The sequence below is a fragment of the Streptomyces sp. NPDC034049 genome (genome assembly GCF_055575575.1).
In genome coordinates this window covers 775351-794407 of record NZ_JBVISJ010000002.1, presented here as the reverse complement: position 1 = coordinate 794407, position 19057 = coordinate 775351, and the positions used below count along the sequence as shown (strand labels likewise).

General features: G+C 69.2%; 29 protein-coding genes. 25 read left to right on the top strand and 4 right to left on the bottom strand.

The annotated features are described in order from the left end of the window. Positions 1 to 80: 80 nt before the first annotated feature. Entirely contained in the window at positions 81 to 629 is a 549-nt protein-coding gene (locus ACZ52C_RS08385; RefSeq protein ID WP_469073968.1) for an ATP-binding protein, read from the bottom strand. 155 nt (positions 630 to 784) lie between these two features. On the opposite strand from ACZ52C_RS08385, the gene ACZ52C_RS08380 reads away from it, so the two are divergent. Both ACZ52C_RS08380 and ACZ52C_RS08375 read left to right on the top strand, forming a co-directional pair. Next, the gene (locus tag ACZ52C_RS08380; protein WP_469074179.1) at positions 785 to 1648 is read left to right on the top strand and encodes a helix-turn-helix domain-containing protein; all 864 of its coding nucleotides are present in this window, start codon (positions 785 to 787) and stop codon (positions 1646 to 1648) included. Continuing rightward, positions 1645 to 1854, top strand: coding sequence for a DUF397 domain-containing protein (locus tag ACZ52C_RS08375; RefSeq protein WP_469073967.1), 210 nt, complete (start codon positions 1645 to 1647; stop codon positions 1852 to 1854). The genes ACZ52C_RS08380 and ACZ52C_RS08375 overlap by 4 nt, the downstream gene beginning before the upstream one ends. Here ACZ52C_RS08375 and ACZ52C_RS08370 read toward each other — a convergent pair. After that, the gene (locus ACZ52C_RS08370; protein WP_469073966.1) at positions 1794 to 2093 is read right to left on the bottom strand and encodes a hypothetical protein; all 300 of its coding nucleotides are present in this window, start codon (positions 2091 to 2093) and stop codon (positions 1794 to 1796) included. The two genes, ACZ52C_RS08375 and ACZ52C_RS08370, sit on opposite strands and share 61 nt — an antisense overlap. Before the next feature lie 171 nt (positions 2094 to 2264). Here ACZ52C_RS08370 and ACZ52C_RS08365 point away from each other — a divergent pair, with 171 nt between their 5' ends. Further along, positions 2265 to 3092 (top strand): hypothetical protein, encoded by an 828-nt coding sequence (locus tag ACZ52C_RS08365; RefSeq protein WP_469073965.1) that lies wholly within the window; start codon positions 2265 to 2267, stop codon positions 3090 to 3092. Between the two features lie 11 nt (positions 3093 to 3103). Here the strand turns inward: ACZ52C_RS08365 and ACZ52C_RS08360 are convergent, their stop codons facing one another. Next, entirely contained in the window at positions 3104 to 5920 is a 2817-nt protein-coding gene (locus ACZ52C_RS08360; RefSeq protein WP_469073964.1) for a poly(A) polymerase, read from the bottom strand. An 18-nt stretch (positions 5921 to 5938) separates the two neighbouring features. Continuing rightward, positions 5939 to 7645, bottom strand: a complete 1707-nt coding sequence (locus ACZ52C_RS08355) for an RNA ligase family protein (protein ID WP_469073963.1) — start codon at positions 7643 to 7645, stop codon at positions 5939 to 5941. Between the two features lie 96 nt (positions 7646 to 7741). On the opposite strand from ACZ52C_RS08355, the gene ACZ52C_RS08350 reads away from it, so the two are divergent. The 22 genes from ACZ52C_RS08350 (at position 7742) to rplO (ending at position 18934) form a co-directional block, all read left to right on the top strand. After that, positions 7742 to 8749 (top strand): YoaK family protein, encoded by a 1008-nt coding sequence (locus tag ACZ52C_RS08350; protein ID WP_469073962.1) that lies wholly within the window; start codon positions 7742 to 7744, stop codon positions 8747 to 8749. Positions 8750 to 9156: 407 nt separating this feature from the next. Then, on the top strand, positions 9157 to 9465 hold the full coding sequence (gene rpsJ, locus ACZ52C_RS08345) for a 30S ribosomal protein S10 (protein ID WP_003948644.1): 309 nt from the start codon (positions 9157 to 9159) through the stop codon (positions 9463 to 9465). 17 nt (positions 9466 to 9482) lie between these two features. Then, entirely contained in the window at positions 9483 to 10127 is a 645-nt protein-coding gene (gene rplC / locus ACZ52C_RS08340) for a 50S ribosomal protein L3 (RefSeq protein WP_005481233.1), read from the top strand. Positions 10128 to 10134: 7 nt separating this feature from the next. Continuing rightward, complete coding sequence (gene rplD, locus ACZ52C_RS08335) at positions 10135 to 10794, top strand: 50S ribosomal protein L4 (RefSeq protein WP_469073961.1); 660 nt, start codon at positions 10135 to 10137, stop codon at positions 10792 to 10794. After that, a complete protein-coding gene (gene rplW, locus ACZ52C_RS08330; protein WP_033528343.1) occupies positions 10794 to 11213 on the top strand; it encodes a 50S ribosomal protein L23 in 420 nt (139 codons plus the stop codon). The genes rplD and rplW overlap by 1 nt, the downstream gene beginning before the upstream one ends. 38 nt (positions 11214 to 11251) lie before the next feature. Next, entirely contained in the window at positions 11252 to 12088 is an 837-nt protein-coding gene (rplB, locus tag ACZ52C_RS08325) for a 50S ribosomal protein L2 (protein ID WP_033528344.1), read from the top strand. A gap of 12 nt (positions 12089 to 12100) precedes the next feature. Further along, positions 12101 to 12382 (top strand): 30S ribosomal protein S19, encoded by a 282-nt coding sequence (rpsS, locus tag ACZ52C_RS08320; protein ID WP_033528345.1) that lies wholly within the window; start codon positions 12101 to 12103, stop codon positions 12380 to 12382. Positions 12383 to 12424: 42 nt separating this feature from the next. Continuing rightward, the gene (gene rplV, locus ACZ52C_RS08315) at positions 12425 to 12772 is read left to right on the top strand and encodes a 50S ribosomal protein L22 (protein ID WP_184904641.1); all 348 of its coding nucleotides are present in this window, start codon (positions 12425 to 12427) and stop codon (positions 12770 to 12772) included. After that, complete coding sequence (rpsC, locus tag ACZ52C_RS08310) at positions 12772 to 13599, top strand: 30S ribosomal protein S3 (RefSeq protein WP_030039758.1); 828 nt, start codon at positions 12772 to 12774, stop codon at positions 13597 to 13599. The genes rplV and rpsC overlap by 1 nt, the downstream gene beginning before the upstream one ends. A 5-nt stretch (positions 13600 to 13604) precedes the next feature. After that, on the top strand, positions 13605 to 14024 hold the full coding sequence (gene rplP / locus ACZ52C_RS08305) for a 50S ribosomal protein L16 (protein WP_004927269.1): 420 nt from the start codon (positions 13605 to 13607) through the stop codon (positions 14022 to 14024). Continuing rightward, on the top strand, positions 14024 to 14248 hold the full coding sequence (rpmC, locus tag ACZ52C_RS08300) for a 50S ribosomal protein L29 (protein WP_030671810.1): 225 nt from the start codon (positions 14024 to 14026) through the stop codon (positions 14246 to 14248). The genes rplP and rpmC overlap by 1 nt, the downstream gene beginning before the upstream one ends. Further along, positions 14248 to 14535: a 30S ribosomal protein S17 gene (rpsQ, locus tag ACZ52C_RS08295; protein ID WP_037694127.1), complete on the top strand. Its 288-nt coding sequence runs from the start codon at positions 14248 to 14250 to the stop codon at positions 14533 to 14535. The genes rpmC and rpsQ overlap by 1 nt, the downstream gene beginning before the upstream one ends. 104 nt (positions 14536 to 14639) lie before the next feature. Then, complete coding sequence (rplN, locus tag ACZ52C_RS08290) at positions 14640 to 15008, top strand: 50S ribosomal protein L14 (RefSeq protein WP_003998823.1); 369 nt, start codon at positions 14640 to 14642, stop codon at positions 15006 to 15008. Between the two features lie 2 nt (positions 15009 to 15010). Further along, complete coding sequence (gene rplX / locus ACZ52C_RS08285) at positions 15011 to 15334, top strand: 50S ribosomal protein L24 (protein WP_033528346.1); 324 nt, start codon at positions 15011 to 15013, stop codon at positions 15332 to 15334. Continuing rightward, positions 15334 to 15891 (top strand): 50S ribosomal protein L5, encoded by a 558-nt coding sequence (rplE, locus tag ACZ52C_RS08280; protein WP_020135807.1) that lies wholly within the window; start codon positions 15334 to 15336, stop codon positions 15889 to 15891. Before rplX ends, rplE begins: the two co-directional genes overlap by 1 nt. A 5-nt stretch (positions 15892 to 15896) precedes the next feature. Continuing rightward, positions 15897 to 16082 carry a type Z 30S ribosomal protein S14 gene (locus ACZ52C_RS08275; protein WP_049567381.1) on the top strand — a complete coding sequence of 62 codons (186 nt, stop codon included), beginning with the start codon at positions 15897 to 15899 and terminating at the stop codon, positions 16080 to 16082. A gap of 213 nt (positions 16083 to 16295) precedes the next feature. Further along, complete coding sequence (gene rpsH, locus ACZ52C_RS08270) at positions 16296 to 16694, top strand: 30S ribosomal protein S8 (protein WP_013001411.1); 399 nt, start codon at positions 16296 to 16298, stop codon at positions 16692 to 16694. A gap of 25 nt (positions 16695 to 16719) precedes the next feature. Continuing rightward, a complete protein-coding gene (gene rplF, locus ACZ52C_RS08265) occupies positions 16720 to 17259 on the top strand; it encodes a 50S ribosomal protein L6 (RefSeq protein WP_192333355.1) in 540 nt (179 codons plus the stop codon). Positions 17260 to 17262: 3 nt separating this feature from the next. Then, entirely contained in the window at positions 17263 to 17646 is a 384-nt protein-coding gene (rplR, locus tag ACZ52C_RS08260) for a 50S ribosomal protein L18 (RefSeq protein WP_005481210.1), read from the top strand. Between the two features lie 39 nt (positions 17647 to 17685). Next, positions 17686 to 18294 (top strand): 30S ribosomal protein S5, encoded by a 609-nt coding sequence (gene rpsE / locus ACZ52C_RS08255; RefSeq protein ID WP_013001409.1) that lies wholly within the window; start codon positions 17686 to 17688, stop codon positions 18292 to 18294. After that, on the top strand, positions 18294 to 18476 hold the full coding sequence (rpmD, locus tag ACZ52C_RS08250; protein ID WP_005481207.1) for a 50S ribosomal protein L30: 183 nt from the start codon (positions 18294 to 18296) through the stop codon (positions 18474 to 18476). The genes rpsE and rpmD overlap by 1 nt, the downstream gene beginning before the upstream one ends. Positions 18477 to 18478: 2 nt before the next feature. Beyond that, on the top strand, positions 18479 to 18934 hold the full coding sequence (gene rplO, locus ACZ52C_RS08245; protein WP_005481206.1) for a 50S ribosomal protein L15: 456 nt from the start codon (positions 18479 to 18481) through the stop codon (positions 18932 to 18934). Positions 18935 to 19057 lie beyond the last annotated feature (123 nt).

Here is a 19057-nt window from a genome sequence, read left to right as displayed (position 1 = left end):
GGGCCGTCGTCTGTCTGCGGTTGTGTTGCGCAGAGCGTAGGGCAGGTGACCGCTCCCGAATCCAGCCGAGTGGGCGATGTTCACCCGCGAGGGTGAGGCGGCCTGCCGGGCGGGAGGAGGGGTGGGGTTTGGTGGGGTTCTTTCTCTCCCGGGGTCCTTGGGGAAAGACCGTCCGCCGCTCCGAAGCACACGAAATCGGGTTCCGGTCGCAGGGTGATCTCGGCCCAGACCGTCTTGCGCGGCGGCCTCCCCTGGGTGGTGCCCCAGCGGTCGGCGAGTGCCTCGACGAGGAGGAGGCCCCGGCCGGACTCGGCGTCGGGGGAGGGGCGCTGGGCTCGTGGGAGCCGTTCGCGGCACGTGTCCGTCACCTCGACGCGCAGGGTGACACCGATGACGTACATCGTCAGGTCGAAGTCGCGGCCCCGAACCCGTCCATGCGTCGCCGCGTTGGCCGCCAGCTCGGCGACGATGTGGTCCGCCGGGTGCAAGGGCAGCCCCCACGCGCGCAGTTGTTCGGTAGCGAGGAGACGGGCGAGGCGGGCGCCCCGAGGTGTTGGTGACAGCCGCACGCTGAAGTTGCGGACGGGGCTGACGAGTTCGGTGTCGGGGGCGACGATTTCCGGATTCACGTCACTCAGCGTGGCGGCGCGTGCCTAGTGTGACCAGTGACTGCACCGGTACGTACGGTTACTGTCCAGAGCTTGTCCGGCGTTGTCGGGCTTGTCCAGAACCGGCCTACGGGTAGGGGGCGTTGAGTCACAGCAGTGAGGCGGAGGGATGCGTGATGCACGTGGACGGGGTCAAGGACGCGACGGATGAGCCGGGTTGGGAGGTGGACCCCGACGATGACTGGGGAGTGGCGGTCGTCGAGACCGTGGGGCGACAGCTGAGGCTGAGGCGCGAGACCGTCGGCATGCGGGTGGCAGACTTCGCGGTGGCGATCGGGTACGGCGAGGATCTGGTCTACAAGATCGAGGCCGGCAAGCGGATTCCCCGGCAGGAGTATCTGGACAAGTCCGACGAGGTGCTGGGGGCGGGTGGGCTCGTCTCGGCCACCTGGGAGGACGTGAAGAAGGTCCGGTACCCGAAGAAGGTGCGAGAACTGGGGAAGCTGGAGGCTCAGGCGGTCGAGATCGCCCTGTACGAGTGCCACATCATCGCCGGGTTGTTGCAGACGCGGGAGCACGCACGATCAGTGATCGGAGCAGCGCAACCGCCGTACTCACCCGACGATGTGGAACGGATGGTGGCCGCTCGTCTCGCACGGCGATCGGTCTTCGAACGCTCCCCCGCTCCTGCGGTCAGTTTCGTCCTGGAAGAGGGCGTCCTGCGGCGTCCCATCGGGGGCACAATGGTCTGGCGTCAGCAGCTTGAACGTCTGCTGGAGGTGGGGCGTTTGCACAATGTCGTGCTTCAGGTGATGCCGATGGGCTGCGACACCCACTCCGGTCTGGACGGTCGGATCGAACTGCTGAAGTTCGCGGACGGGACGGCGGTTGGCCGCTCAGACGGTGCGTTCAACGGCCGGCCGACCTCCGATCCCAAGCATTTGCGCATCCTTGAGCTGCGATATGGCACGATCCGGGCGCAGGCGCTCTCGCCAGGGGAGTCGCTGGCCTTCATCGAGCAACTGCTGGGAGAAACATGATCCGCAAGACCACTGCCGGGGGCGCCTGCGAACTGGCGTGGTTCAAGAGCAGTCACAGCGGCGGCAACGACGGCAATTCCTGCGTCGAGATCGCCACTACCCCCGGCACCGTCCACGTCCGCGACTCCAAAGACATACGCCTTCCTCAGCTCACGCTGACGTCGTCCGCCTGGTCGGACTTCGTGTCGTACGCGGCCGAGGGCTGACCGTCCCGCCGGGGCTGGGGAACCGTCCCGTCGGCGACCGGTTCCCCCACCGCGTCGCTGTGGTTGCGGACCAGGTAGTCCATGGCGTGTTCGGTGGAGGACTGATACTCCAGCTGCGCGCTGTGGAAGCGCAGGCGTTCCTGGCAGTCCTCGATGATCTCGCCCCAGGTCTTCACCATGATCCGGAAGCGCGGGTTGGAGACGGCGCACCCCGGTACACGGTCCATCTGGTGGGCCATCTGCCGGAGCGTTCATGACGTCCATTTCTCCGGTTCTTTCATGTTCTGCCGTACATCCCTGATCGAGGGCAAAGTCTGCCCTCTGCGGCGGGCTTGACGTGGGGAATCGCCGCGAGATCACTCTTGGTACTCTGCCGCCTCCCTTACGGACAACCATTCGAAGAGGTGTGAATGAAGTCAGGCAGACGGACCGTCGCGGTGGCCACGCTCGTGGGGGCGCTCGGGCTCTCGGTGCTGAACGCGCCGGCGGCTGAGGCGGCGGACACCGGTATCACCGTGTCGGACATCGTCATCAATCACGGCAAGCCGATCGTGGTCGGCACGTCGAAGGAGGTCGAGCCGCCCATCTCCTTCAACATCGCGCTGCCGTCCGGGTACAGCACGTCCAACCCCTCCCGCTACGACGCGTATCCCTTCCTCTACCGCGGCACCATGAAGACGGCGGCCAGCACCGGGGAGAACTTCATCGGGCCGGGCGGTTACACCTGCTACGAGATCGACTCCAAGCACGCCCGTTGTGAGGGCAACCTCTACATCGACCCGCACCCGACCCAGGAACACGTCGACTCCAACAGTGACGCCACGACGTGGAAAGTCGGCGTCGCGCTGCGGCTGTGGACGGCGGACCACGGTCTCAAGGCTGAGGAGTACGAGACGCGGTCCAAGACCGTCCAGCTCAAGCGCGCGGCCAAGGCCACGGCCAACGCCTCCCCGGAGCCCGTCACCAAGGGCAAGGCCATCACCGTCACGGGCAAGCTGACCCGGGCGAACTGGAGCACGAAAAACTACGACGGCTACGGCGGCCGTACCGTGAGCCTCCAGTTCAAGGCCAAGGGAACCGACACCTTCAAGACGGTCAAGAAGGCCACCACCAGCAGCACGGGGGCGCTGAAGGCCACGGTCACGGCATCCGCCGACGGCTCGTACCGCTGGGTCTACTTCGGCAACTCGACGACCGGCGTCGCCACCAGTGCGTCGGACTACGTCGACGTCCTCTGACCCTCTCAGTCTCAGTACAGGGTCGGCACCTCGCCGCCCTCCGCACGTGTGAACGTGACCCCCGTCAGGCCGCGCAGCCGGCGTTCCGCCACGGCGGTCAGCTGGTCGGCGGTCGGCGGGGTCGGGCCCAGGCCGATGGCGTAGCGGGCGGGGGCCCTGGTGAAGGGGCGGGGCCAGGCGTGGCAGTCGGGCGCCGCCTCCGCGAGGTCGGTGATCAGGGCCCGCATCCTGCCCCGGACGCGGCCCTCGTCCGCGCCCGAGTCCCCGCTCCCGCTTCCTCCCTGACCCACCGTCAGGACCGCCCAGGCCGCGTGGCGGCGGTGGAGCGGGGGAGGGGCGAGGAGACCGGGGAACGAGCCGCCTTCCTCCAGTGACTCCCAGGCACGGAACAGCTCCTGTGAGACCAGGTCGCGCATGCCCTCCGTGACCTGGTCCGTGCAGGAACGGACCGGGGCGGACGGGGTCGCGACGACGAGGGCCCCGGTGGAGTCTCCCGCGCGTTCTCCCACCGGCTCGCGCCAGTCCCACGCCGCCCACGTCGCGAAGAAGTGCCGCAGCAGGTCGGCCGGTGGCAGATCACCCGCCTCCCTCGCCGTGCGGGCCGCCAGCACGGACCAGGCCAGGCCCGGCAACCCGCCGAACGGGGCCGAGTCCAGGCCCCGCGCCCTCGCCCACGCCTTGGCCTGCCGCGCCAGCCGCACGAACGCCGGCCCGTGGGCGCCCGCCGAGGCGAGCACCGCCTCCGCGTCGCTCACCGCGCTGAGCGCGATCGCCGCCGCCTCGCCCAGCTCGGCCCGCCGGGCCACCGCCTCGACGGGATCCATCGCGCCGGTCGCCACGACGACCAGGTCCACGTCCAGCCCGTCCAGCCGCAGCCGGAGGCCGGGCACACGGGCGCCGACCACCTCGCGCATGCCGGTCGCCCCGGGCAGCGTTTCGGCCAACTTCGCCTGTACGGAGGGGAGTTCGACGGAACCGGGCAGCGCCGCCACCAGGTCCAGATCCGCGCCGGGCAGCGCACAGCCCATCCGCCGGGAGCCGACGACGTGCACGACACCGTCGGGGAAGGCGTCCGCCACCAGGCGCGTGACCCGGTCGGCTGCGGCGCGGTCGGCGCCGCTGTCCTCGCCGGCCCCGTCCGCCGCGTACGGCGTCGGCTCCTCCCGCCACCGCACCTCCCCCGTCCCCAGACCCACCGTCCCGCGCACCCGCATCGGCTCGTCCCCGCGCCTCGACAGCAGCGCCAGCTCGCCGACCCTGGCCGACAGGGGCGTGAGCCGGGCCGCGCAGAGGGCGGCCAGCGCGTTCGGGTCGGTGGTGCGGCCCAGGCTCAGATGCGGGGTGAAGCCCTCCCGGCGGCCCCGGCAGCGCGGGAAACGGCGTACGAGGGTGCCGTGCAGCTCGGCCCAGGGGCCCTCCCCGGCCGCCGCCGGGTCGAGCCACACCGTCGCGTCGTCCCGGTGGCCGAACCAGTGCACGCCCTCCAGCCGCACGTCGAACGGAGGTGTCGTGGCCGGCAGCGACGTCGCGAGCACCGAGGCCGCCTCCTCGAAGGCGTGTTCCGGTACGAAGCCGAAGAGGACGTTCACATGCGGGGGCCAGCGGTGGATCTGCGGGTCGTGCTCCCGGCGGATGTCCTGCACCGGCGGCCACAGCTCCTCGGGCGGCAGCCACGCCAGCGCCGTACGGGCGCTCGGCCGCGCGTCGAGGCGCACGGGGGTGTCCGTGCCCGGCTCGTCCGGGGTCACCTCCGCCCGCACCCCGTAGTGGTCCGAGATGTGCAGCCCCTCCGGCGTCGGCGTGTCCCCGTACAGCTCGGCCCGTGCCACCCGCAGGCCCTCCCCGCGCAGCAGCACCCGGTCCAGGCGGGAGGAGCGGCCCGTGAGGGAGGAGACCGCGGCCAGCGGGTTGGCGCCCGGGTCGAAGGTCGGGGTCGTGTCGGCGGCGCCGTGCGCCTCGCTCCACGCGTCCCGCAGGCCGAGCGTCGTCTGCGGGGTGTCACCGCCGTCGTTGAAGTCGCCCAGTACCAGCAGGTCGGCGTCCAGGCCCGCCAACCCCTCGGCGAGACGGGCCAGTTCCGCGGCGCGGCGGCCGGCACCGTCGGTGGAGTGGTCACTGCTCAGATGCGTGGCCGCGACGACGAGGGGGCGCGCGCCCGTCTCCACGACCACGGCGGTCACCGCCTTGTGCGGGCCCAGCGCGTGGAACGCGGCCTCGCGCACCGGCAACCGGCTCAGCAGCAGCAGACCGCACTCGTCCACGTCACGGCCGCGCGGGTCCGCCCCCAGCGTCCAGCCCTCCCGCACCCAGGGTTCGCGCAGCAGCATGTCCAGCAGCTCCGCCTCGACCTCCTGCAACGCGATCACGTCCACCTCGGCGTCGCGCAGGGCGCGCAGCAGCAGGGGCCTGCGCCGGGCGCTGTCGATGCGGTCGGCGTCGTACCGGTCCCAGAGGGTGTTCCAGGTCAGCACCCGCACGGACGCCGAGGCAAGTCCTCGCGGCGAGCGGGTGGGGGCCCAGCGCTCCCCGTCCCACGCGCACGGCGTGCGCGCCGTGAAGAACGGCGCACGCAGCAGCCGGGCCTCCCGGACGCGCCCGGCCTCCGTCGCGTCGATCCGGTCCACTCCCGTCGTCCGGTCCCAGACCAGCTCGCCGTCCGCCTCGAAGAACAGCACCCGGTGCCACGGGATCTCCCCGCCGGGCACGAACGCGGGCAGCGGCACCCGCTTGGGCGCGGCGCCCCGCTGCAGGACGCCGAGCACGAAGCGGGCCGGGTCGAAGCGCGCGTCCCAGCGCACCCGGTGGTAGATCTCCTCGCTCGTCCGCACGGTTCCTCAGCCTCTTCCTCAGACCTCGTCCTCAATGGTGCCGCTCGCCCCCACGTACCAGGTGCGGTGCGCGTCGCCCGGATACGGCGGGGCGAAGCGGCGCAGCTGGGCGGTGAGCACCTCGGGCGGCACGGGATGCTCGCGGCGGCCGTTGCGCCGGACCAGCTCGTCCTCGTCGACCAGGACCACGGCATGGGTGAGCAGGGCGTTGCGGCGGTGGGCGAGCCCGTGCACCAGCGAGCGCTGCTGGTGGGTCAGCGAGGTGGCGTCCCACACCACCGTCCCGCCGGCGGCCAGCGCCCCGTCCAGCCGGTCGAGCCCCTCCCGCAGGACGTCCGCGTTGGCCCGCTGGTCGGCCCGCGCGCCGCGCGCCTCGCGCAGATCGTCCAGCGCGATGTACGCGTCCACGCCCGCGAGCCCCCGCGCGAAGGTGCTCTTGCCGCTGCCCGCCGGGCCCACCAGCTGCACCAGCCTCGGGAAGGCCCCCGACCGCCACCGCCATGTCGCGGCGACCGCCTCGTCGGCGGAGCCACCGCCACCGCCGGTGAAGCGCTCAGCACCGCCGATCCGCCCCCGCGCGTACGCCTCCCGCGCCTCGGCCCGGCACCGGACGGCCACCTCGGGCGGCAGCCCGGCGAACGCCTCCCGCAGCGCGGCCTCGTCCGGACCGCCCACCTCCTCGGCGTGCAGCGCCGACCACTCCACCTGCTCACGCGCCTCGTCCGTCGCCGCGGTGGCCCGGGCGACCGCGTGCAGCAGCCCGAGGTCGGCGGCGAGGGAGAGGCGCGCCAGGCCGGCGGGGCGGTCCTCGTCCGGGTACGGCCGGTGCAGCGCCGGGTGCAGCCCCACCAGGTCGGCCACCCGACGGGCCAGCGGCATCCCCACGGCCCCGGCGAGCCGTGCGGCGACCCGGGCCCGGCGGCCGCCCGGGGCGTGCCAGTGCAGCAGCGCGGCCAGGACGCCGGCGAGCCGCTCGTCCCCGGACCTGCCCTCCGGGTCGAAGCGGGCCACGGCCTCCCGGTCGCCCTCGCCGGGCAGTCCGACGGCCTCCGCCAGCGCGTCGGCGTCGGCAGGCGCGCCGGAGCGCACGGCCCACAGCGGCGCACGCGCCCCCAGCCCGTTCTCCACGACGGCCGCGTGCATCCAGTGGGTGTCCGTCCGTACGTGCCCGGCCCGCACCCACTTGGCGACGCGCGCGCCGAACTCGTCCGCGGCGAAACCGTCCACGACCCGGACGACGTACCCCTCCTGCCGCGCGAGGTCCAGCCGCAGCGCGCGCAGCGCCTTCTCGTCGAAGACGCCCCGCCACAGCACGCGCGGCACGGGGATGCCCAGTCCGTGGAGCAGGGCCACCGTGCGGTCCCAGCCCAGGCAGCGCCCGTCCTCGTCCCACACCGAGAAGCCGTAGAACCAGCTGTCCAGGTCGTCGTAGGCGAGGGAGTGGCGCGCGAACATGTTCTCGCCGCACACCCGCCAGCCCGGCGGGACGGCGTGGCCGATCCGGGCCTGGAGGGCCTTGACCCAGGTACGGGAGGGGTGGTGGGCGGAGTCGAGTGAGCGGGCGTGCAGGCCGTCGGCGTACAGCGTGGTGTTCTCGCCGTCGAGTTTCTCGGTCACGACGACCTCGCGGCCACGCAGGCCCGACAGGTCGGTGACCCGCAGATCGTCGGCGGTCGCGCCGGGGGACCAGGGCAGATGCCTGGTCCGCGGATAGTGCGTGCGCATGATGGACGTTCCCCCGTGCCGACCGACGTACCTGATCAGCGTAGGAGCGGGGCTTGGGGGTGGGCGAGCGGATTACGCGCGGTCCAGGGTCCGGGTATGAAGCCCGGAGCGGGAGCCGGGCTCACCTCGATCATGGTGGTGCTCACGGTGACGACCGGCGTGATCGAGGCCGTGAGCTTCCTGGTGCTCGGCCCGGTGTTCACCGCCGTGCAGACCGGCAACCTCCTCTTCCTCTCCTTCGCCCTCACCGGCGCCCCCGGTCTCTCCCCGGCGGCGGCGGGGATCTCGTTCGCCGGCTTCACGGTCGGCGCGGTGCTCGGTTCCCGGTTCGAGCCGAGCGTGGACGCCCATGGCCGGCGCTGGTTCCCGCCCGCGCTGATCGGCGAGGCGCTGCTGCCGGGGCTCGGCGGGCTGGTCGCCTGGCGCACGGGCCTCGACGCGCCGGGCGACCCGGCGGACGGCCCGCGTTTCACCGTGGTCGCCCTGGTCGCCGGGGCCATGGGCGTACGCAACGTCACCACCCTGCGGGCGCGGGTCCCGGACCTGCCCACCACGGTGTCCACCCGCGCCCTGACCGCCCTCCTCGGCGGGCCGCCCCTGCTCTCCGACACCCGCATCGGCTCGGGGGCCACGTACGAGGGCCGCCGCCTCGCCTCGGTCGGCGCCATGTTCACCGGCGGCCTGCTGGGCGCCTGGCTCCTGCACGAGGGGGCGCGCCCGGCGGCTGTCCTGCTGGTGCCCGCCGCGCTGGTCCTGGCCCTGGCGCGGTGTACTGGGCGGTGCCGCGTCGGCTTACGCCGGCGCCCGGCTGAATCGGGACGCTCCGGCGACACGGTTATGGATCATGGGCGCATGACTGTCCCAGCGAGCCGTCTCGTCGGCGCGGCCCTCGTGCTCACCGGAATCTGCGTCTGTCTCTGGCTGGCCCTCGGTGTACCTCAGGAATGGACCGGGGGGATGAGATGGTTACGCACCGCGCTGGCGCTGTCGTCCTTGGGCGCGACCAGCCTCGGAGTCCGCTTCGTGTTTCCCGAGACTACGGGCGACTCGCCGGACGAGAGCCCGAGCGACACCTCGGACGGCGTCGACGGCGCCCGGGTTTGACCTGTGTCACTCTCGGGGTAATCTCTCCGGCTCGATTGGCGGAGGCGCTGCGCCGTATGGCAGACTAGCGGGGTTGCTCGGTCGAGTGTTGATGCTGCGCGCCTCCCGCCGGGAGGACCGGAAGCGAGTCCCACAGTACTCGTCGCCCCAACTGCCTCATGGCAGCGCTGGAGCGGACGTACGGGAATCTTTCGGGAAGCAAGGTGCGGCGCCGACCAGGCACCCGGTGGGCCTCCGCCCCCGGCCCGCGGTACCGGAAGGGCCGTGTTTCCCAGACTGGGGATGCTCGAACAAGGGGCATCTGTGTCAGCGGGAGCGCGACACGCCCGACCGCGTGGGTCGGAGGAGCGGGTGACGGAACACCGGGTTCCAGAGCGTTAAACGAGACAAAGGACTACTGAGTAGCCATGGCGGGACAGAAGATCCGCATCCGGCTCAAGGCCTACGACCACGAGGTCATCGACTCCTCGGCGAAGAAGATCGTCGAGACGGTGACCCGCACTGGTGCGTCGGTCGCGGGCCCGGTGCCGCTGCCCACTGAGAAGAACGTGTACTGCGTCATCAAGTCGCCGCACAAGTACAAGGACTCGCGCGAGCACTTCGAGATGCGCACGCACAAGCGCCTGATCGACATCCTCGACCCGACGCCCAAGACCGTTGACTCTCTGATGCGACTCGACCTCCCGGCCGGTGTCGACATCGAGATCAAGCTCTGAGGGTCGGTGATCTGAGAATGGCTAAGCAGATCAAGGGAATCCTGGGCGAGAAGCTCGGCATGACGCAGGTGTGGGACGAGAACAACCGTGTTGTTCCGGTCACCGTCGTCAAGGCCGGCCCCAACGTCGTGACCCAGGTCCGTACGAACGATGTCGACGGCTACGAGTCGGTCCAGATCGCCTTCGGCGAGATCGACCCGCGCAAGGTGAACAAGCCCCTCAAGGGCCACTTCGCCAAGGCCGACGTCACCCCCCGCCGCCACCTCGTCGAGATCCGCACCGCGGACGCCTCCGAGTACACGCTGGGCCAGGAGATCTCCGCCGAGGTCTTCGAGGCCGGCGTCAAGGTGGACGTGACCGGCAAGAGCAAGGGCAAGGGCTTCGCCGGTGTCATGAAGCGTCACAACTTCAAGGGCCTCGGCGCCGGGCACGGCACCCAGCGCAAGCACCGCTCTCCCGGCTCCATCGGTGGCTGCGCCACCCCGGGCCGTGTGTTCAAGGGCCTCCGCATGGCGGGTCGCATGGGCAACGAGCGGGTCACCACCCAGAACCTGACCGTCCACGCCGTTGACGCGGAGAAGGGTCTGCTGCTCATCAAGGGCGCGGTTCCCGGTCCGAACGGCGGCCTCGTCCTGGTCCGCACCGCGGCCAAGGGGGCCTGAGGTACCGATGAGCACTGTTGACATCCTTTCGCCTGCCGGCGAGAAGACCGGAAGCGTCGAACTCCCCGCGGAGATCTTCGGCGTGGAGAAGGTCAGCATCCCGCTGATCCACCAGGTCGTCGTCGCGCAGAACGCGGCTGCCCGTCAGGGCACGCACAAGACCAAGACCCGCGGCGAAGTCCGTGGTGGCGGCAAGAAGCCGTACCGGCAGAAGGGCACCGGCCGCGCCCGTCAGGGCTCGACCCGCGCGCCGCAGTTCGCCGGTGGTGGCGTCGTGCACGGTCCCGTGCCGCGTGACTACTCGCAGCGGACCCCGAAGAAGATGAAGGCCGCGGCCCTGCGCCACGCCCTCACCGACCGGGCCCGCCACAACCGCATCCACGTCGTCTCCGGCGTGATCGAGGGCGACAACCCGTCCACGAAGGCCGCCAAGTCGCTGTTCGGCAAGATCTCGGAGCGCAAGAACCTGCTCCTGGTCGTCGAGCGTGCCGACGAGGCCGCGTGGCTCTCCGCCCGCAACCTGCCCCAGGTGCACATCCTGGAGCCGGGCCAGCTGAACACGTACGACGTGATCGTCTCGGACGACGTGGTCTTCACCCAGGCCGCCCTTGAGTCCTTCGTGTCCGGCCCGAACAAGGCCAACGACACCGAAGGGAGCGAGGCCTGATGGCTACGCGTCACCCGAGCATTGCCTCCAAGGCTGCGAAGGCCGCCAAGGCCGCGCGCGTCGCCAAGGCGCGTCGCCACGAGGCCGAGGGCAAGAACACCGTCGTCACCGCGCCCAGCAAGGCGTTCACGGACCCCCGTGACGTGCTGCTGAAGCCGGTCGTGTCGGAGAAGAGCTACGCGCTGCTCGACGAGGGCAAGTACACCTTCATCGTCGCGCCCGGCGCCAACAAGACCCAGATCAAGCAGGCCGTCCAGGCGGTCTTCTCGGTCAAGGTCACCGGGGTCAACACGATCAACCGCCAGGGCAAGCGCAAGCGGACCCGCACGGGCTTCGGCAAGCGTGCCGACAGCAAGCGCGCGATCGTGACCCTTGCCGAGGGCGACCGTATCGACATCTTCGGCGGTCCGACCGCGTAAGCGGGTCGGATCGTCCGATATCGGACGAGGACTGAGAAATGGGAATCCGCAAGTACAAGCCGACTACGCCGGGCCGTCGTGGTTCCAGCGTCGCCGACTTCGTCGAGATCACGCGGTCCACGCCGGAGAAGTCGCTGGTCCGCCCGCTGCACAGCAAGGGCGGCCGTAACAACGCCGGTCGTGTGACCGTTCGCCACCAGGGTGGCGGACACAAGCGCGCCTACCGTGTCATCGACTTCCGTCGTCACGACAAGGACGGCGTGCCGGCGAAGGTCGCGCACATCGAGTACGACCCCAACCGCACCGCGCGCATCGCGCTGCTGCACTACGCGGACGGCGAGAAGCGCTACATCCTCGCCCCGCGCAACCTGCAGCAGGGTGACCGCGTGGAGAACGGTCCCGGGGCCGACATCAAGCCGGGCAACAACCTGGCGCTCCGCAACATCCCGGTCGGTACCACGATCCACGCGATCGAGCTCCGTCCCGGTGGCGGCGCCAAGTTCGCCCGCTCCGCCGGTGCCTCCGTGCAGCTGCTCGCGAAGGAGGGCGCCTACGCCCACCTCCGCATGCCGTCCGGTGAGATCCGCCTGGTCGACGTGCGCTGCCGCGCCACCGTCGGTGAGGTCGGCAACGCCGAGCAGAGCAACATCAACTGGGGCAAGGCCGGCCGCAAGCGCTGGCTGGGCGTCCGCCCGACCGTTCGCGGTGTGGCGATGAACCCGGTTGACCACCCCCACGGTGGTGGTGAGGGCAAGACCTCCGGTGGTCGCCACCCGGTCAGCCCCTGGGGTCAGAAGGAGGGTCGTACTCGCTCGCCGAAGAAGGCTTCGAGCAAGTACATCGTCCGCCGCCGCAAGACGAACAAGAAGCGCTAGGAGCGGGTTTAGATGCCGCGCAGTCTCAAGAAGGGGCCCTTCGTCGACGACCACCTGATCAAGAAGGTGGACGCCCAGAACGAAGCAGGCACCAAGAACGTCATCAAGACCTGGTCCCGTCGCTCGATGATCATCCCGGCCATGCTCGGCCACACGATCGCGGTGCACAACGGCAAGACCCACATTCCGGTGTTCGTCACCGAGTCGATGGTCGGCCACAAGCTCGGCGAGTTCTCGCCGACGCGCACCTTCCGGGGTCACGTCAAGGACGACCGGAAGTCGAAGCGCCGCTAACAGCGGGGTGGAATGACCATGACAGACACTGGAAGGACAACCATGGAAGCCAGGGCCCAGGCGCGGTACATCCGCGTCACGCCCATGAAGGCCCGCCGCGTGGTGGACCTCATCCGTGGCCTCGACGCCACGGAGGCTCAGGCGGTCCTGCGTTTCGCCCCGCAGGCCGCGAGCGTGCCGGTCGGCAAGGTGCTGGACAGCGCCATCGCCAACGCCGCGCACAACTACGACCACACGGACGCCTCCTCGCTGTTCATCAGCGAGGCGTACGTCGACGAGGGCCCGACCCTGAAGCGGTTCCGTCCGCGTGCGCAGGGCCGTGCCTACCGGATCCGCAAGCGGACCAGCCACATCACCGTGGTCGTCAGCAGCAAGGAAGGAACCCGGTAATGGGCCAGAAGGTAAACCCGCATGGGTTCCGGCTCGGTGTCACGACCGACTTCAAGTCGCGTTGGTACGCCGACAAGCTGTACAAGGACTACGTCAAGGAAGACGTCGCCATCCGTCGGATGATGACGTCCGGCATGGAGCGCGCCGGCATCTCCAAGGTCGAGATCGAGCGCACCCGTGACCGCGTCCGTGTGGACATCCACACCGCGCGTCCGGGCATCGTCATCGGCCGCCGTGGCGCCGAGGCCGACCGCATCCGCGGCGACCTCGAGAAGCTCACGGGCAAGCAGGTCCAGCTGAACATCCTCGAGGTCAAGAACCCCGAGACGGATGCCCAGCTGGTCGCTCAGGCCGTCGCCGAGCAGCTCTCCTCCCGCGTCTCCTTCCGCCGCGCCATGCGTAAGAGCATGCAGTCGGCGATGAAGGCCGGCGCCAAGGGCATCAAGATCCAGTGCGGTGGCCGCCTCGGTGGCGCCGAGATGTCCCGCTCGGAGTTCTACCGCGAGGGCCGCGTGCCCCTGCACACGCTCCGCGCGAACGTGGACTACGGCTTCTTCGAGGCCAAGACGACCTTCGGCCGCATCGGTGTGAAGGTCTGGATCTACAAGGGCGATGTCAAGAACATCGCCGAGGTCCGCGCCGAGAACGCTGCCGCCCGTGCGGGTAACCGCCCGGCTCGCGGTGGCGGTGCAGACCGCCCGGCCCGTGGTGGCCGCGGTGGCGAGCGGCGCGGTCGCAAGCCGCAGCAGGCTGCCGGCGCCGAGGCCCCCAAGGCCGAGGCTCCCGCCGCCGCCGCTCCGGCTGAGAGCACCGGAACGGAGGCCTGACCGACATGCTGATCCCCCGTAGGGTCAAGCACCGCAAGCAGCACCACCCGAAGCGCCGTGGTCAGGCCAAGGGCGGTACGACGGTCGCGTTCGGCGAGTACGGCATTCAGGCCCTCACGCCGGCGTACGTGACCAACCGCCAGATCGAGGCGGCCCGTATCGCGATGACCCGCCACATCAAGCGTGGTGGCAAGGTCTGGATCAACATCTACCCGGACCGCCCGCTCACGAAGAAGCCCGCCGAGACCCGCATGGGTTCCGGTAAGGGTTCGCCGGAGTGGTGGATCGCGAACGTGCACCCGGGCCGGGTCATGTTCGAGCTGTCCTACCCCAACGAGAAGATCGCCCGTGAGGCCCTGACTCGCGCCGCCCACAAGCTGCCGATGAAGTGCCGGATCGTCAAGCGCGAGGCAGGTGAAGCGTGATGTCGGCCGGTACCAAGGCGTCCGAGCTGCGCGAGCTGGGTGACGAGGAGCTGCTGAACAAGCTCCGCGAAGCCAAGGAAGAACTGTTCAACCTCCGCTTCCAGGCGGCGACCGGACAGCTCGAGAACCATGGCCGTCTGAAGGCGGTCCGCAAGGACATCGCGCGGATCTACACCCTGATGCGCGAGCGTGAGCTGGGCATCGAAACGGTGGAGAACGCCTGATGAGCGAGAACAACGTGACTGAGACGAACACCGAGGCGCGCGGATTCCGCAAGACCCGTGAGGGCATCGTCGTCAGCGACAAGATGGACAAGACCGTCGTCGTCGCCGTCGAGGACCGCAAGAAGCACGCCCTGTACGGCAAGGTCATCCGCAGCACGAGCAAGCTCAAGGCCCACGACGAGCAGAACGCCGCCGGCATCGGCGACCGCGTCCTCCTGATGGAGACCCGGCCGCTGTCCGCCACGAAGCACTGGCGCGTCGTCGAGATCCTCGAGAAGGCCAAGTAATTTCCTGCGGCCAACCCCGCAGGTCAGTTCCGCCAGGCTCGGCAGGGGCTCCCTCGTGAAGAGGCGGCCCCTGCCGGGAACCGGCAGACAATCAGGAGATAGACGTGATCCAGCAGGAGTCGCGACTGCGTGTCGCCGACAACACTGGTGCGAAGGAGATCCTTTGCATCCGTGTGCTCGGTGGCTCCGGTCGCCGCTACGCGGGCATCGGTGACGTCATCGTCGCCACCGTCAAGGACGCGATCCCCGGTGGCAACGTGAAGAAGGGTGACGTCGTCAAGGCGGTCATCGTTCGCACCGTCAAGGAGCGCCGCCGTCCGGACGGCTCGTACATCCGCTTCGACGAGAACGCCGCCGTCATTCTGAAGAACGACGGCGACCCTCGCGGCACCCGTATCTTCGGCCCCGTCGGCCGTGAGCTGCGCGAGAAGAAGTTCATGAAGATCATCTCGCTCGCGCCGGAGGTGCTGTAAGCATGAAGATCAAGAAGGGCGACCTGGTCCAGGTCATCACCGGTAAGGACAAGGGCAAGCAGGGCAAGGTCATCGCGGCCTTCCCCCGCGAGGACCGCGTCCTGGTCGAGGGTGTCAACCGGGTCAAGAAGCACACCAAGGCCGGCCCGACCGCTCGCGGTTCGCAGGCCGGTGGCATCGTCACGACCGAGGCCCCGATCCACGTCTCCAACGTCCAGCTGGTCGTGGAGAAGGACGGCAAGAAGGTCGTCACGCGTGTCGGTTACCGCTTCGACGACGAGGGCAACAAGGTTCGCGTTGCCAAGCGGACGGGTGAGGACATCTGATGGCTACCACCACGACTCCGCGTCTCAAGACGAAGTACCGCGAGGAGATCGCGGGCAAGCTGCGTGACGAGTTCAAGTACGAGAACGTCATGCAGATCCCCGGCCTCGTCAAGATCGTGGTCAACATGGGTGTGGGCGACGCCGCCCGCGACTCCAAGCTGATCGAGGGCGCCATCCGCGACCTCACCACGATCACCGGTCAGAAGCCGGCCGTCACCAAGGCCCGCAAGTCCATCGCGCAGTTCAAGCTGCGTGAGGGCCAGCCGATCGGTGCCCACGTCACGCTCCGTGGCGACCGCATGTGGGAGTTCCTGGACCGCACCCTGTCGCTCGCGCTCCCGCGCATCCGCGACTTCCGTGGTCTGTCCCCCAAGCAGTTCGACGGCCGTGGCAACTACACCTTCGGTCTCACCGAGCAGGTCATGTTCCACGAGATCGACCAGGACAAGATCGACCGTACCCGGGGCATGGACATCACCGTGGTGACCACGGCGACCAACGACGCTGAGGGCCGCGCGCTCCTTCGTCACCTCGGCTTCCCCTTCAAGGAGGCGTGAGCGAGATGGCGAAGAAGGCTCTGATTGCCAAGGCTGCTCGTAAGCCCAAGTTCGCGGTGCGTGGCTACACCCGCTGCCAGCGGTGTGGCCGTCCGCACTCCGTGTACCGCAAGTTCGGCCTGTGCCGCGTGTGCCTCCGTGAGATGGCTCACCGTGGCGAGCTGCCGGGCGTGACCAAGAGCTCCTGGTAATCCCGTCTTTTAGGGATTCCCGAAGCTCTCGGTAAGCAATGGGCGTGTCAGGCGCCCGCCCTTCCATGGCTTAGGCTTGGAGGGTTGGGCGCCTGACGGTCGCCCGTACGACTTACTACGCCGTAGGTCCACCGCACCGCACCCGCCTCGTCTCGGATCGAGGAGAGGGATGGGCACCTGGAAACCCCGGCGAGAGAGGCCGAAGGCCAATTCATGACCATGACTGATCCGATCGCAGACATGCTTACGCGTCTGCGGAACGCGAACTCGGCATACCACGACTCCGTGACGATGCCGGCATCGAAGATCAAGTCGCACATCGCGGAGATCCTCCAGCAGGAGGGCTTCATCACGGGCTGGAAGGTCGAGGACGCCGAGGTCGGCAAGAACCTCGTCCTGGAGCTGAAGTTCGGCCCCAACCGTGAGCGCTCCATCGCGGGCATCAAGCGGATCTCCAAGCCCGGTCTCCGGGTGTACGCGAAGTCCACCTCCCTGCCCAAGGTGCTGGGCGGCCTCGGCGTGGCGATCATCTCCACGTCGCACGGGCTCCTCACCGACAAGCAGGCCGGCAAGAAGGGCGTAGGCGGAGAAGTTCTCGCCTACGTCTGGTAGCGGAAAGGAATCGGAGGAAAAAGCTATGTCGCGTATTGGCAAGCTCCCCATCACGGTTCCCGCCGGCGTGGACGTCACCATCGACGGCCAGACGGTCTCGGTGAAGGGCCCCAAGGGCGCCCTGAGCCACACCGTCGCCGCGCCGATCGAGATCGCCAAGGGTGAGGACGGCGTTCTGAACGTCACCCGCCCCAACGACGAGCGTCAGAGCAAGGCCCTGCACGGCCTGTCCCGCACGCTGGTGGCGAACATGATCACCGGCGTGACCCAGGGTTACGTGAAGAAGCTCGAGATCAGCGGTGTCGGTTACCGCGTGCAGGCCAAGGGTTCGAACCTCGAGTTCGCGCTCGGCTACAGCCACCCGATCACCGTCGAGGCGCCCGAGGGCATCACCTTCAAGGTGGAGACCCCGACCCGCTTCCAGGTCGAGGGCATCGACAAGCAGAAGGTCGGCGAGGTTGCGGCCAACATCCGCAAGCTGCGCAAGCCCGACCCGTACAAGGCCAAGGGCGTCAAGTACGAGGGCGAAGTCATCCGCCGCAAGGTCGGAAAGGCGGGTAAGTAAGCCATGGCATACGGCACGAAGATCGCTAAGGGCGACGCTTACAAGCGTGCTGCCATCAAGCGGCGCCACATCCGGATCCGTAAGAAGGTCAACGGTACGGCTGAGCGTCCCCGCCTGGTCGTGACCCGCTCGAACCGCCACATCGTGGCCCAGGTGATCGACGACCTCAAGGGGCACACCCTGGCGTCGGCGTCCACCCTGGACTCGTCGATCCGCGGTGCGTCCGAGGACAAGTCGGCGCAGGCCGGCAAGGTCGGCGCCCTGGTCGCCGAGCGTGCCAAGGCCGCCGGTGTCGAGGCCGTTGTGTTCGACCGAGGTGGTAACCGGTACGCGGGTCGCATCGCGGCCCTGGCCGACGCCGCCCGCGAGGCCGGGCTCAAGTTCTGAGCTCGCTGCGTAGCTAGCGGAAAGAGAGAGGTAAATCCAATGGCTGGACCCCAGCGCCGCGGTGGCGGTGCCGGTGGCGGCGAGCGGCGGGACCGGAAGGGCCGTGACGGCGGCGCAGCTGCCGCCGAGAAGACCGCGTACGTTGAGCGCGTCGTCGCGATCAACCGCGTCGCCAAGGTTGTGAAGGGTGGTCGTCGCTTCAGCTTCACCGCGCTGGTCGTGGTGGGCGACGGTGACGGCACCGTGGGTGTCGGTTACGGCAAGGCCAAGGAGGTGCCGGCCGCCATCGCCAAGGGTGTTGAGGAGGCCAAGAAGCACTTCTTCAAGGTCCCCCGTATCCAGGGCACCATCCCGCACCCGATCACGGGCGAGAAGGCCGCGGGCGTCGTCCTGCTCAAGCCTGCTTCCCCCGGTACCGGCGTCATCGCCGGTGGTCCGGTGCGTGCCGTGCTCGAGTGCGCCGGTGTGCACGACATCCTGTCGAAGTCGCTCGGTTCGTCGAACGCGATCAACATCGTGCACGCGACCGTGGAGGCCCTGAAGGGTCTGCAGCGTCCCGAGGAGATCGCGGCCCGCCGTGGTCTGCCCCTCGAGGACGTCGCTCCCGCGGCTCTGCTGCGTGCGCGTGCCGGGGCTGGTGCTGCGTAATGGCACAGCTCAAGATCACGCAGACGAAGTCGTACATCGGCAGCAAGCAGAACCACCGTGACACCCTGCGTTCCCTTGGTCTCAAGGGCATCAACACGCAGGTCGTCAAGGAGGATCGTCCCGAGTTCCGCGGCATGGTGCACACCGTCCGCCACCTCGTGACGGTCGAGGAGGTCGACTGATCATGGCGGAGAACAACCCGCTCAAGATCCACAACCTCCGTCCCGCCCCGGGCGCCAAGACCGCCAAGACCCGTGTGGGTCGTGGTGAGGCGTCGAAGGGTAAGACGGCCGGTCGTGGTACCAAGGGTACGAAGGCCCGTTACCAGGTTCCGGAGCGCTTCGAGGGTGGCCAGATGCCCCTCCACATGCGTCTTCCGAAGCTGAAGGGCTTCAAGAACCCGTTCAAGACGGAGTTCCAGGTCGTGAACCTGGACAAGCTCGCCGCCCTCTACCCCGAGGGTGGGGAGGTCACCGTTGCCGACCTGGTCGACAAGGGTGCCGTCCGCAAGAACAGCCTCGTCAAGGTCCTCGGCCAGGGCGAGATCTCCGTGGCGCTGCAGGTGACGGTCGACGCCGTCTCCGGCTCCGCCAAGGAGAAGATCACCGCCGCCGGCGGTACCGTCACCGAGCTCGTCTGAACACACCAGGTGTCTCGATGACTTGAGCGATCCCGACCGGGGATACCCCACAAATGGGGTATCCCCGGTTGGTCGTTCCAAGGGAAGCAGTCTCGCCGGTAAGGTGACCTGCGCTGCCCGTTT